At 71.3% G+C, this 13389-nt stretch carries 11 protein-coding genes and 1 tRNA gene; 10 read left to right on the top strand and 2 right to left on the bottom strand.

Translation table 11 applies throughout. The annotated features are described in order from the left end of the window. Nucleotides 1–32: 32 nt before the first annotated feature. Nucleotides 33–572, bottom strand: coding sequence for an HdeD family acid-resistance protein (locus DEI83_RS05240; RefSeq protein WP_111080738.1), 540 nt, complete (start codon nucleotides 570–572; stop codon nucleotides 33–35). A gap of 107 nt (nucleotides 573–679) precedes the next feature. Between DEI83_RS05240 and DEI83_RS05245 the strand changes: the two genes are divergently transcribed. The 3 genes from DEI83_RS05245 (at nucleotide 680) to DEI83_RS05255 (ending at nucleotide 2012) form a co-directional block, all read left to right on the top strand. After that, nucleotides 680–759: transfer RNA gene (locus DEI83_RS05245), tRNA-Leu, on the top strand. A gap of 116 nt (nucleotides 760–875) precedes the next feature. Further along, nucleotides 876–1481, top strand: coding sequence for an ANTAR domain-containing response regulator (locus DEI83_RS05250; protein WP_111080739.1), 606 nt, complete (start codon nucleotides 876–878; stop codon nucleotides 1479–1481). Between the two features lie 60 nt (nucleotides 1482–1541). Next, complete coding sequence (locus tag DEI83_RS05255; RefSeq protein WP_111080740.1) at nucleotides 1542–2012, top strand: GNAT family N-acetyltransferase; 471 nt, start codon at nucleotides 1542–1544, stop codon at nucleotides 2010–2012. 41 nt (nucleotides 2013–2053) lie between these two features. Here the strand turns inward: DEI83_RS05255 and DEI83_RS05260 are convergent, their stop codons facing one another. Continuing rightward, complete coding sequence (locus tag DEI83_RS05260) at nucleotides 2054–2422, bottom strand: PaaI family thioesterase (RefSeq protein WP_111080876.1); 369 nt, start codon at nucleotides 2420–2422, stop codon at nucleotides 2054–2056. Between the two features lie 177 nt (nucleotides 2423–2599). On the opposite strand from DEI83_RS05260, the gene polA reads away from it, so the two are divergent. From polA to DEI83_RS05295, 7 genes are all read left to right on the top strand, one after another. Continuing rightward, on the top strand, nucleotides 2600–5272 hold the full coding sequence (gene polA, locus DEI83_RS05265; protein WP_111080741.1) for a DNA polymerase I: 2673 nt from the start codon (nucleotides 2600–2602) through the stop codon (nucleotides 5270–5272). Nucleotides 5273–5303: 31 nt separating this feature from the next. After that, nucleotides 5304–6983: a DUF885 domain-containing protein gene (locus DEI83_RS05270; RefSeq protein WP_111080742.1), complete on the top strand. Its 1680-nt coding sequence runs from the start codon at nucleotides 5304–5306 to the stop codon at nucleotides 6981–6983. A gap of 195 nt (nucleotides 6984–7178) precedes the next feature. Next, nucleotides 7179–8633, top strand: coding sequence for a 30S ribosomal protein S1 (rpsA, locus tag DEI83_RS05275; protein WP_111080743.1), 1455 nt, complete (start codon nucleotides 7179–7181; stop codon nucleotides 8631–8633). A gap of 119 nt (nucleotides 8634–8752) precedes the next feature. Beyond that, complete coding sequence (gene coaE / locus DEI83_RS05280; protein WP_111080744.1) at nucleotides 8753–9355, top strand: dephospho-CoA kinase; 603 nt, start codon at nucleotides 8753–8755, stop codon at nucleotides 9353–9355. Continuing rightward, complete coding sequence (locus tag DEI83_RS05285) at nucleotides 9352–10419, top strand: hypothetical protein (RefSeq protein ID WP_111080745.1); 1068 nt, start codon at nucleotides 9352–9354, stop codon at nucleotides 10417–10419. Before coaE ends, DEI83_RS05285 begins: the two co-directional genes overlap by 4 nt. A 22-nt stretch (nucleotides 10420–10441) precedes the next feature. Then, complete coding sequence (locus DEI83_RS05290) at nucleotides 10442–12007, top strand: class I adenylate-forming enzyme family protein (protein WP_181431076.1); 1566 nt, start codon at nucleotides 10442–10444, stop codon at nucleotides 12005–12007. After that, entirely contained in the window at nucleotides 12004–13239 is a 1236-nt protein-coding gene (locus DEI83_RS05295; RefSeq protein WP_111080747.1) for an acyltransferase, read from the top strand. The genes DEI83_RS05290 and DEI83_RS05295 overlap by 4 nt, the downstream gene beginning before the upstream one ends. Nucleotides 13240–13389: the final 150 nt, after the last annotated feature.

Below are 13389 nucleotides of genomic sequence, written 5' to 3' on the forward strand. Positions count from 1 at the left end.
GCCCGTGGCGCCTCGCTCGTGCTGGCTCGTGCTCAGCGGCGGGCGGCCGCCCGAGCGGGCAGGAGGAGCAGGGCTGCGCTCCCCACCCCGACGAGGGCGATGCCGGCCAGGACGGTGAAGACCTCGAGCGCGAGCGTCGGCGCCAGCAGCACGGCGACACCGCACAGCAGGGACAGCACGCCGCTCACGACGGACGGCACGCGAGAAGAGCCCGGATGTCCGACGAGTGCCCCGACGAGCGCCGCGACGCCCTCGACGAGGAACGCGACCCCGGCCAGGACCGCGTACACCACGAGCGGCACCGCGGGGTCGATGAGCGTCACGAGTCCCGCGACGCCCACGAGTGCCCCGACCACGCCGGACGTCCAGCGCCAGACGGGCGACGTGCCGTGCCCACGGGCGGCGGCGAAGACGCGCATGGCGCCGGCGACGACGAAGTAGACGCCGAACAGGAGCGCGACCAGCACGAGCGTCGGCCGCGGCCAGACCACGGCGACGATGCCGGCCACGATCGCGACGACGGCGGTGACGATGACGAACGCTCGGAACGTGCGGACGGCACGTGAGTCCACGGGGCTCCTCCCTGACTGGTCTGCCGGACCTCCGACCGTACCGCGCGCCGTCGGGCTCCGTCCGCGGCAGGTCGTCGGTGTTGGTGGCTGCTACGCTGGCTGCGCTCGCGAGTGTGGTGGAATGGTAGACACGGGGCACTCAAAATGCTCTGCCTCTGGCGTGCGGGTTCGAGTCCCGCCACTCGTACACGAACCCCCGGGACCTGTCGTGGGTCGGTCGGTCCACGTCGTGGCCGGTGCCGATCGCGGTGTCCGTCCGGCCGGTTGCCGCCGTCGGATCGAGCGTCTAGTAGGCTCTCCGTCGTGAGTGACACAGAAGCAACCGCAGCCGCACCCCGTCGCGTCGTCGTCGCCGAGGACGAGTCGCTCATCCGCCTCGACATCGTCGAGATCCTCCGCGACAACGGGTTCGACGTGGTCGGCGAGGCCGGCGACGGTGAGACCGCGGTGCAGCTCGCCACCGACCTGCGCCCCGACCTCGTGATCATGGACGTCAAGATGCCCCAGCTCGACGGCATCTCGGCAGCCGAGAAGCTGTCGAAGAACCACATCGCGCCGGTCGTCCTCCTCACGGCGTTCAGCCAGAAGGAGCTCGTCGAGCGTGCGACCGAGGCCGGTGCGCTCGCCTACGTCGTGAAGCCCTTCACCCCGAACGACCTGCTCCCCGCGATCGAGATCGCCCTCTCGCGGCACCAGCAGATCATCACGCTCGAAGCCGAGGTCGCGGACCTCGTGGAGCGGTTCGAGACCCGCAAGCTCGTCGACCGTGCCAAGGGCCTGCTCAACGAGAAGATGGGCCTCACCGAGCCCGAGGCGTTCCGCTGGATCCAGAAGGCCTCGATGGACCGCCGGCTGACCATGCACGACGTCGCCAAGGCGATCATCGAGCAGCTCAGCGCCAAGAAGTAGTCGCTCTCCTCCGTTCTCCGGAGCGCTGCTCGTCGCCCGACCACGTGGCAGGCTGAGGGCATGGACGACGTGGTGATCCGGGCCTCCCGGCCGGCCGACATGCCGGCGGTGGCCGACCTCCGATGGCGGTGGAGCGTCGACGAGGGCGGAGCGACACCGGCGGCGACGACCGCGGAGTACCGCGCTGCGATGTCCGCGTTCGCCGCCGCGCACCCCGGGACGCACTGGTGCGTCGTCGCCGAGCAGGACGGGACCGTGCTCGGGATGGCCTGGCTCGCCCTGACCGAACGGCCGCCGACGCCCGACCGGCCGCAGCGCCGTCTGACGGCCGACGTGCAGACCGTCTACGTGCACCCGGACCTCCGCGGTGGGGGAGTCGCGCGACGGCTGGTGACGGCCCTGCTCGACGTCGCCGACGGACTCGGCGTCGAGCGGACGTCGGTGCACTCGAGCGTCGACGGCGAGACGCTCTACCGGCGGCTCGGCTTCGGGGACGCACGGCTCCTGCTGCAGCGGCCGCCGGAGGCGTGACCGCCACCGGGCCGCACGGACCCGACGGGGCGACGAGCGGCTCAGCGGGCGTCGCGGATGATGTTCGTGATGCGCACCGTCGAGCAGCGGCGACCCTCGTCGTCGGTGAGGACGATCTCGTGCGTCGTGAGCGTGCCGCCGAGGTGGATCGCCGTACACGTCCCGGTGACCCGCCCGCTCGTGGCGCTGCGGGTGTGCGAGGCGCTCAACTCGATGCCGACCGCGTACCGACCCGGCCCGGCGTGGATGTTGGCGGCCATCGACCCGAGGCTCTCGGCGAGGACGACGTAGGCGCCGCCGTGCAGCAGCCCGGCGGGCTGGCGGTTGCCCTCCACCGGGATGGAGGCGACGGCACGGTCGGCCGAGAGCTCGGTGACGACCATGCCCATCTTGTCGGCGAGCTGGCCCATGCCGCGCTCGGCGTACCGGGCGAGGCCCTCCGGCGAGCCGGTGACGCCGTCCGCCGTGGTGGTGTGGTCGTCGGTCACGTCGCGCCGGCCTTCCGCGTGGTCGTCCCGCCCACCTGACCTGCGCCCGTCGGGCTGGTCGGGCCGCACCCTGTCGGGGGCCGTCGGTAGGCTGTCCGGGTGTCGGACTCCGCAAAGCCTACCCTCATGGTCATCGACGGCCACTCGCTCGCCTTCCGGGCCTTCTACGCGCTCCCGGTCGACAGCTTCGTGAACCGCGAGGGGCAGCACACGAACGCCATCCACGGCTTCATCTCGATGCTGCTCATGCTCCTGCAGCGCGAGAAGCCGACGCACCTGGCGGTCGCGTTCGACATCTCCCGCTTCTCGTTCCGCACCCGCGAGTACGAGGACTACAAGGGCACCCGCTCCGAGACCCCGGCCGAGTTCAAGGGACAGATCCCGCTCCTGCAGCAGGCGCTCGAGGCGATGGGCATCACCACCGTCACGAAGGAGGACTTCGAGGCGGACGACATCCTGGCGACGCTGTCGAAGCAGGGCGCCGAGCAGGGCTTCCAGGTCTTCGTCGTCTCCGGCGACCGTGACTCGATCCAGCTGGTCAACGACGACGTCACCCTGCTCTACCCGTCGGTCCGCGGCGTCTCCGAGCTGACCCGCTACGACCGCGACAAGGTCTACGAGCGCTACGGCATCGAGCCGCACCAGTACCCGGACATCGCGGCGCTCGTCGGCGAGACCAGTGACAACCTGATCGGCATCGACAAGGTCGGCGAGAAGACCGCGGTGAAGTGGATCACCCAGTACGGCTCGCTCGACGGCGTACTCGAACACGCCGACGACATCAAGGGCGTGGTCGGCAACAACCTGCGCGAGCAGAAGGACCGGGCGATCCGGAACCGCAAGCTGAACCGCCTGGTCACCGACGTCGAGCTGCCGGTCGGCCCCGCCGACGTCGCCCTCCGCCCGCTCGACGAAGCCGCGGTGCGTGAACTGTTCGCGACCCTGCAGTTCCGCACGCTGCTCGACCGCGTCTTCAAGGTGGTGGGCAGCGGCGAGCCGACCGACCCCTCGACGACCGAGGGCAGCGTCGAGGACGCCGGCCCCACCCCGCCACCGGTGAAGACCCTGATCGACGAGGAGCTCGGCTACTGGCTCGAGCGGAAGAACGCCGCCGACGCCGAGAACGGGTACGGCGTGGCGGTCGAACTCATCGACGGTCGCCTCAGCGCGATCGGCATCGCCACGCACGACGATGCCGTGCTCGTCCCCGGCGGTAGCGGCATGCAGGACTACGAGCAGCTCTCGGCCTGGTTCGCCTCGGACGCGCCGAAGCACTTCCACGACGCCAAGGCCGCGGTGAAGGCGCTCGGGACCGCGGGTTTCACGGTCGCCGGCATCGCGGGAGACGCCCGCATCACCGGCTGGCTCGCGAACCCGGGCAGACAGGGCCAGCCCCTCGCCGACCTCGTCTACCAGGAGCTCAGTGAGACGCTCCCGACGGCCGACCCGAACCAGCTGGTGCCGGAGACGGACCCGGTCAACGTCGGCGTGCACGCCTGGTACGTCCTCCGTGTCACCACGGCGCTCCGTGCCCGGATCGACCCGAGCTCGCTCACGGTGCTCGACGACATCGAGTTGCCGCTGACGTCGGTGCTCGCCCGGATGGAGACGACCGGGGTCGGCATCGACCGACCCGTCCTCACCGGCCTGTCGCACGAACTGGGTGAGCGTGCCGCGGACCTCGCGCAGCAGGCGTTCGCCGAGATCGGGCACGAGGTCAACCTCGGATCCCCGAAGCAGCTGCAGGAGGTGCTGTTCACCGAACTCGCGATGCCGAAGACCCGCAAGACGAAGACGGGGTTCTCGACCGATGCCGCCAGCCTGGCCGACCTGCAGGAGCAGCACCCGCACCCGTTCCTCGGCCTGCTGCTGCAGCACCGTGACGCGACCAAGCTGCGGCAGATCGTCGACACGCTCGACGCGGCGGTCGTCGACGGCCGGATCCACACCCGCTACGAGCAGACCGGGACGAGCACGGGCCGGGTCTCCTCGACCGACCCGAACCTGCAGAACATCCCGGTGAAGACGGCCGTCGGGCGTCGGATCCGGTCCGCGTTCGCGGTCGCCGAGCCGTACACGACGCTCCTCACGGCCGACTACTCGCAGATCGAGATGCGCATCATGGCGCACCTGTCCGGTGACCCGGGGCTCATCCAGGCGTTCAACGAGGGCGAGGACCTGCACCGCTTCGTGGGCGCGCGCGTGTTCGGCGTCGAGCCGTCGGACGTCAGCCCCGAGATGCGCACGAAGGTCAAGGCGATGTCCTACGGCCTGGCGTACGGCCTCAGCGCGTTCGGCCTGTCCAAGCAGCTCCGCATCGAGCAGAGCGAAGCCCGCACCCTGATGACCGAGTACTTCGCCCGCTTCGGCGCGGTGCGGGACTACCTCCGCAACGTCGTCGAGCAGGCGCGCGAGGACGGCTACACCGAGACGATCTTCGGTCGTCGTCGGCCCTTCCCCGACCTGAAGAGCCCGAACCGGGTGCTGCGGGAGAACGCCGAGCGTGCCGCCCTCAACGCGCCGATCCAGGGGTCCGCCGCCGACATCATGAAGATCGCGATGCTCGGCGTCGACGCCGACCTGCGGGACGGCGGTCTCGGCTCGCGGCTGCTGCTGCAGGTGCACGACGAACTCATCCTCGAGGTCGCGCCCGGCGAGCAGGACCGCGTCGAGGAGATCCTGCGCACCCGGATGGGCGGGGCCGCCGATCTCAGCGTCCCGCTCGACGTCCAGGTGGGCACGGGCGCGAACTGGGAGGCCGCGGCGCACTGACCGCGGCCGCGGTGCTCGGTAGGGTCGGAGCATGAGCGATGACCGTCCCGTGCGCCAGCCGTCCGCCGTCGACCAGGTCGCCGAGCAGTGGGTGACCACACTCGTCGACCTCGACCCGACCATCGCCACCTACATCGGTGCGCCCGGCCGGACCGACTCGTACGGCGACACCTCACCCGCCGGGGCCGCGGCCCTCGCTGACGCAGCCCGTACGACGAAGCGGGCACTGGACGTCGCGGACGCCCGGGACGACGTGGACCGGGTGACGAAGACCGACCTGGGCGCCGAACTCGACCTCGTCGTCGAGTCGTACGACCGGCAGCTGCACCTGCGTGACCTCAACGTGATCCAGAGTCCGGCGCAGTCGCTGCGCGAGGTGTTCGACCTCATGCCGACCGCCACGGCCGACGACTGGCAGGACGTCGCTGGTCGACTCCGGGCGTTGCCGGACGCCTTGGAGGGGTACCGCGAGACCCTGCTCGAGGGCACCCGTGCGGGCGTGACCGCGGCGAAGCGCCAGGTGGAGCTCATCGCGGAGCAGGCCGCCCGGAACGGGGCGCCTGACGGCTTCTTCCGGCAGCTGGTCGACGGCGCCGTGCTCGAGGGCGGTGCGCCGGTGCCCGAGCAGCTGCGGTCCGAGCTCGCCCGCGGTGCCGAGGTCGCCGCCGCCGCGTACCGGTCCTTCGGACGCTTCCTCCAGCACGACGTCCTGCCGCTCTCGACCCCGGTCGACGCGGTCGGGCGTGACGACTACGCGCTGCACTCCCGTCGGTTCCTCGGCGCCGTCGTGGACCTCGACGAGACCTACGAATGGGGCATCGAGGAACTCGCCCGGATGCGTGACGAGCAGGAGCGCATCGCCGACCGGATCGAGTCGGGCGCGAGTGTCGCCCGGGCGATCGAGGTGCTCGACGCGGACCCGGCGCGGGTCCTCCACGGCACGGACGCGCTGCGCGCATGGATGCAGGAGACCAGCGACGAGTCGATCCGTGCGATGGACGGGGAGTACTTCGACATCGCCGACCCGATCAAGCGCCTGGAGTGTCGCATCGCCCCCACGCAGGAGGGCGGAATCTACTACACCGGCCCGTCGGACGACTTCTCGCGAGCCGGCCGGATGTGGTGGTCCGTGCCGCAGGGCGTCACCGAGTTCGGCACCTGGCGCGAGAAGACCACCGTCTACCACGAGGGCGTCCCGGGGCACCACCTGCAGATCAGCCAGGCGGTCTACAACCGCGGCGAGCTGAACACGTGGCGCCGGCAGCTCGCCGGTCCGTCGGGACACGTCGAGGGGTGGGCCCTGTACGCCGAGCGCCTCATGGAGCAGCTCGGGTTCCTCGACGACGACGGCGACCGTCTGGGCATGCTCGACGGGCAGCGGATGCGGGCGGCGCGCGTGGTGCTCGACATCGGCGTGCACCTGCAGAAGACCAACCCGGACGGCGGCGGCTGGACCTGGGAGTACGCGCTCGACTTCATGGGCCGGAACGTCAACATGGACCCGGCGTTCGTGCGCTTCGAGGTCGCTCGGTACTTCGGCTGGCCGGGACAGGCGCCGTCGTACAAGGTCGGTCAGCGCGTCTGGGAGTCGATCCGCGACGAGGTGGCCGCCCGCGAGGGGGCGGCGTTCGACCTCAAGGCCTTCCATCACCGGGCCCTGGCGCTCGGCGGCGTGGGGCTCGACACCCTGCGGAGTGCGCTCGTCGGCTGACGGCGACACGCCCGGTTGTGGGCACCGGGCCCGCTGGATAGACTTGTGCGGCGCAATCCGCGCCAACAACACACATCGCCATGGTGGCTCGCACCGAGCCCGGCAGGCCGCAACGCCTGCGGGACCGGCTCGCGGACCGGGGGTCGCTCCCTCGCCGCCACGGCCCGACTCATGTCCGTTCGGAGCAATCTCTACATGACAACCACCACGACCAAGGCTCCCAAGCAGGTCGCCATCAACGACATCGGCTCGGCTGATGACTTCCTGGCCGAGGTCGAGAAGACCCTGAAGTTCTTCAACGACGGAGACCTCATCTCCGGCACCGTCGTGAAGATCGACCGCGACGAGGTCCTCCTCGACGTCGGTTACAAGACCGAGGGCGTCATCCCCTCGCGCGAGCTCTCGATCAAGCACGACGTGGACCCCAACGAGGTCGTCAACGTCGGTGACGAGGTCGAGGCCCTGGTCCTCCAGAAGGAGGACAAGGAAGGCCGCCTGATCCTGTCGAAGAAGCGCGCACAGTACGAGCGTGCGTGGGGCGACGTCGAGAAGATCAAGGAGTCCGACGGCGTCGTGACCGGCACGGTCATCGAGGTCGTCAAGGGCGGTCTGATCGTCGACATCGGCCTCCGCGGCTTCCTCCCGGCCTCGCTCATCGAGCTCCGCCGCGTCCGCGACCTGACGCCGTACCTCGGTCAGGAGCTCGAGGCGAAGATCCTCGAACTCGACAAGAACCGCAACAACGTGGTCCTCTCGCGTCGCGCCCTGCTCGAGCAGACGCAGTCCGAGTCGCGCACCACCTTCCTCAACAACCTCCACAAGGGCCAGGTCCGCAAGGGCGTCGTCTCGTCGATCGTCAACTTCGGTGCGTTCGTCGACCTCGGCGGCGTCGACGGCCTCGTCCACGTCTCCGAGCTCAGCTGGAAGCACATCGAGCACGCCAGCGAGGTCGTCGAGGTCGGTCAGGAAGTCACCGTCGAGATCCTCGAGGTGGACCTGGACCGCGAGCGCGTGTCGCTCTCGCTCAAGGCCACGCAGGAAGACCCGTGGCAGGTCTTCGCCCGCACCCACGCGATCGGTCAGATCGCGCCGGGCAAGGTCACGAAGCTCGTGCCGTTCGGTGCCTTCGTCCGCGTCGCGGACGGCATCGAGGGCCTCGTGCACATCTCGGAGCTCTCGAACAAGCACGTCGAGCTCGCCGAGCAGGTCGTGTCCGTGGGCGACGAGGTGTTCGTCAAGATCATCGACATCGACCTCGACCGTCGCCGTATCTCGCTCAGCCTCAAGCAGGCCAACGAGGGCGTCGACCCGGAGAGCACCGAGTTCGACCCGGCGCTCTACGGCATGCCGACCGAGTACGACGAGAAGGGTGACTACAAGTACCCCGAGGGCTTCGACCCGGAGACCAACGAGTGGCTCGAGGGCTACGACACCCAGCGCGAGGAGTGGGAGCGTCAGTACGCCGCCGCCCAGGCCCGCTGGGAGGCCCACAAGGCCCAGGTCGCCAAGTCGCTCACCGAAGAGGCGCAGGGTGGCTTCGACCTCCCGGCCGCGGCCTCCTCGTTCACGAGCGAGACGACCGGCGCCGGCACCCTCGCCGACGACGCGTCCCTCGCGGCACTCCGCGAGAAGCTCAGCTCCAGCAACTGAGTCAGCCCGCGCGAGCGGCCTGAGTCGCACGACCGGCAGCCCGGTCCTGATCGTCCCGCAGGGGACGAGCGGGGCCGGGCTTCCGGCGTTCGTGGAGACGTCCGTGCCACGCTGTCGTCGTGCGCATCATCGGACTCACGGGCGGCATCGCCGCGGGCAAGTCGACGGTCTCCAGGCGGTTCGCGGAGCACGGGGCGGTGGTGGTCGACGCCGACCAGCTCGCCCGGGATGCCGTGGCCCCGGGCAGCCCAGGCCTCGCTGCAGTCCGGGCACGCTTCGGCGACGCCGTGATCGCGGACGACGGTTCGCTGGACCGGCCGGCCCTCGGTGCCGTCGTGTTCGCTGACCCGGCTGCGCGGAAGGACCTCGAGCAGATCACGCACCCGGAAGTCTGGCGGCTCGCACAGGAGCGCTTCGACGCCGCCGAGTCCGCCGACCCGGACGCTGTCGTGGTCTACGACGTACCGCTCCTGGCCGAGGCGCAGGGGTCGCGGCCGCTGCGGTTCGACTCCGTCGTGGTCGTCGACGCCCCGGCGGCGGTCCGCGTCCAGCGCCTCGTCGACCACCGCGGCATGGCGCGTGAGGACGCCGAGCGCCGGGTCGCGGCCCAGGCGACGGACGCCGATCGTCTCGCCCTCGCCGACCACGTGGTCGACGCCACGCGGTCCCTCGCCGAGACCATCCGCTCGGCGGACGAGGTCTGGGCGCGACTCGTCCGATGAGGGCGCACCACCGCCTGGTCGTCGTCGCGGTGCTCGTCCTCGTCGCGATCGGGCTGGCATCGCTCGTCGGGGCGAACGTGCTCGGTGGGCAGCGGGTCGCGGAGGGCGGACGGCCCGGGCAGCCCCACCGGACGCTCCAGCCAGGGGAAGCACCGCACAGCCAGTTCCACCGGTTCCGGCTCGGAGCGATCGACGGCGAACGACTGTCGCCGAACCGGGACGACTTCGCCGCGCGGACCTCGCCGGACGGTCCGCTCCTGCTGTTCCTGCCGGCGACCCGGTCGAAGCCCGCCGACTACCAGCGGTTCCTGACGACGGCGCTCGGTGACGGGTACCACGTGCTCGGACTCGACTACTGGAACCTCGGCAAGACCCTGTCGGCGACGTGCGAGGCCGACGCCCGGTGCTACGGGCAGGTCCAGCGGAACCGGTTCGACGGCACCCGGAGTTCGGCGTACAGCAGCGTCAGCCCCGCGGGCTCCATCGTGTCCCGCTTCCGCGACGCCGTGGCCCACCTCGACGAGGTCGACCCGGCCGGTGGTTGGGGGCGCTTCGTGCAGGCCGACGAGGACGTCCTGTGGTCGGACATCGTCGTCGCCGGGCACTCGCAGGGCGGGGGAGAGGCGGCCTACATCGCGCACATCCGCCCGGTCCTCGGCGCCCTCATGTTCTCGGCGCCGGTCGAGTCCGTCGGTCCGGTGCACGCGGCCTGGATGGACCACCCCGGCCAGACACCGGCAGACCGGATGTACGCGATCGACGACGTCCGGGACCACTACCGGCCGCGCATCACCGGTTCGTGGACGGCCCTCGGCCTCGACGGGACCCCCGGTGACGGCAGCGTGACCGATCCGTGGCGCACCGACACCGCGCCTCCGCTGCCCGGAGCCGACCCGCACGCGATCCTGACCGACCTGCCCGTCGACGACCCGCGTCACGCCCACTCCCGCATCATCAAGGACTCGACCCCGCTCGACGTGCGCGGGGACCCGCAGATGCTGCCCATGTGGCAGTGGCTGTTGCACCGCTTCCCCACCCCGGTCGTTCCCTCCGCGCGGTCATAGCCAGCGGAAATACGATGGGGTGGTGCAGCACCTCGGCGACTCCACCCCTTCCGCCACCACGGACGTGCCCGACCACGGGAGCGGCTCCGCGACGCCCGACGACGGGGGCGGGGTCCCGCCCGCGCTCGGTGGACTCATCCGCCTCCACGCCGAGCAGCACGGCGACCGTGCCTACCTCGAGGACGCCCGCTCCGACCGCGTCCTGACGTACCGGGCGCTGCACGACGCCGTGACCTCCTGGTCGCGGACCTTCGACGCGATCGGGGTCCCGCCGTCCGGCGGGGTGCTCGTCGACGTCGGCGACCCGCTCGCCTTCGCCGTCGTCCACCTGGCCGCCGTCGCGTCCGGGCGTCGCGCCGTCCCGGTCGACACCGGCCAACCGGTGACCGAACCGGCGCGGCTCGCCGCGCTCCTCGGCGGTGCGGCCATGGTCGTGTCCGACCGCGCCGAGGACGCGACCGTCGCGGGGGCGCCGGCCGCCGGGATCGACGCGGCCACGTTCCTCCCGGTCGGTGTCCGCGACGGCGACGTGCCGGATGCGGCACCCGACGCACCGGGCCAGGGCTCGGTCGTCCTGTTCACCTCGGGCTCGACGGGCACGCCCAAGGGCGTCGAACTGCCGGAGTCGCAACTGTTGTCCGTCGCTCGAGCCGTCGCCGCGCACAACCGGTTGACCGAGCGCGACCGGGGCTTCAACTCCCTGCCGCTGTTCCACGTCAACGCCGAGGTCGTCGGTCTCATCGCCACCCTGGTCGCCGGCGCGACGCTCGTGCTCGACCGGCGGTTCCGTCGGACCGGGTTCTGGGAACTGCTCGAGGAGCGCCGGATCACCTGGCTCAACGCCGTGCCGGCGGTCTTGGCGGTCCTGGCGAAGACCGGGCCGATGGTGTTCCCGGAGACGCTGCGCTTCGTCCGGAGCGCGTCGGCACCCCTGCCCGATCCGGTGCGCGCCGCGCTCGGCGACGTCCCGCTCGTGGTGAGCTGGGGCATGACCGAGGGTGCCAGCCAGATCACCGCGACGCCGCTCGACGCCCCGCCCCGCCCCGGCACCGTCGGGCTGCCCGTCGGGTCCGAGGTCCAGGTCCGCGGCGAGGACGGCGGCGTCCTGCCCGCCGGCGAGGTCGGCGCGCTCTGGGTGCGCGGACCGGGTATCGTCCGCTCGTACCTGGGCGGTCGCGCGGCCGAACGGTTCGACGACGAGGGGTGGCTCGCGACCGGTGACCTCGGGTCCGTCGCGGCGGACGGGTGGGTGTCGCTCGCCGGGCGGTCCGACGACGTCATCAACCGCGGCGGCGAGAAGGTGTACCCGTCCGAGGTCGAGGACGTCCTGCTGCGGGATCCCCGCGTGCTCGAGGCCGTCGTCGTGGGGCGACCGGACGACGTGCTCGGTGCCGTCCCCGTGGCGTACGTCATCGCACAGGACGACGTCGACGCCGACGAGCTCGTCGCCGACCTCACCGCGCTGGCCGCTTCCGCCCTGACCCGGTTCCGCCGCCCGGCCGAGATCTCCCTCGTGCCGGACCTGCCGCGTGCGCCGACCGGCAAGGTGCAGCGCGCCCGCGTCCGAGCCATGACCGAGTCGCGGTGAGCGCCCGACCCACCCCGGCCGCCGTGGCCGTCACGCCGGGTGCGAGCCCGTCGTCGCCCGACGGGAGCGCGACCGGCACGAGCGGGACCGGCGTGCAGACCCCGACGCGCACGGCCGCCGGGCGCCCGCGGCACCTGTACGAGGTCGACGTCCTCCGGATCCTGACCTTCGCGTGCGTCATCGGCGTGCACACGACGAGCCACACCGTCGCGGACGACGACGTCCCGCTCAACGCCCTGCTCGGGCTGCTGCACTTCACGCGCCTGGTGTTCTTCTCGTTGACCGCGTTCGTCCTGGTCTACAGCTGGTCGCTCCGCCCTCGACCGCTGGCGCAGTTCTGGCCCCGACGGTTCCTGCTCGTCGGCGTGCCGTACCTGGCGTGGTCGTTCGTCTACGTCGGCGCCGCGTGGCTGTTGAGCGGCACGACCCGTGGCGACGTGCCGGCCCTCGAGACGACGTACGCCGAGGGGATCGTCACCGGGACGTCCTGGTACCACCTCTACTTCCTGCTCGTGACGATGCAGGTGTACCTGCTCCTGCCCGTGATCGTGTGGCTCGTCCGGGTGACCCGCCGACACCACGTGACGCTCCTCGTGCTCGCGTTCCTGGTCCAGGTCGCGGTGTTCGCCTGCTACAAGTACCTGCCCGACTCCATCGACTGGTTGCACGGGTACCAGAAGCAGTTCTTCTTCTCGTACGTCTTCTTCATCGTGGCGGGAGCGGTGGCCGCCGACCACGCCGACCCGTTCCTCCGCTTCGTCCGTGAGCACCGTCGGGCCGTCCTCTGGGCGTTCGCCGGCACCGGTGCGCTCACGCTCGGCGTGTGGTGGGTGCAGGTCGGGCTCGGGCAGTCCCTCTACGCGGCGGGCACTCCGCTCCAGCCCGTCCAGGTGCTGTGGAGCGCGGCGGTCTTCGTCGGCTTCCTGACGATCGGCGCCGCGTGGGCTGACCGACGTCGTGCCGGCAGCGTCGTGGCCCGCATCGTCGACTACGCCTCCGACCGGTCGTTCGGGATCTTCCTCAGCCACCCGTTCATGATCTGGATCCTGCTGTACGGCGACAGCTGGCTCGAGGGCGTCGTGCCCGAGCCGTGGCTGACGCTCGTCACGTACGTGCTGGTGCTCGTGCTGTCGGTCGCGGTGACCGAGGTGTTCCGGTGGTCACCGCTCAGCGTGCCCCTCACCGGCCGGCCGTCACGCGCCCGGTGGCGGTCGGGTGGCGCGTCAGCGTGAGTGGCAGCGGTCCGGCCGACGGCTTGACGGCCGCCGAGCGGGAGGGCTGACGGGCCGACCGGCAGACGGACGGCGGCGGTCCGCGCGACGTGGTGGGGGCCTCCAGGCCAGGAGGCCTGCCTCCCGCTCGCGGTGAGGGGCTGCCGGTCG

It is taken from the genome of Curtobacterium sp. MCBD17_021 (assembly GCF_003234525.1).
Taxonomy (GTDB): domain Bacteria; phylum Actinomycetota; class Actinomycetes; order Actinomycetales; family Microbacteriaceae; genus Curtobacterium.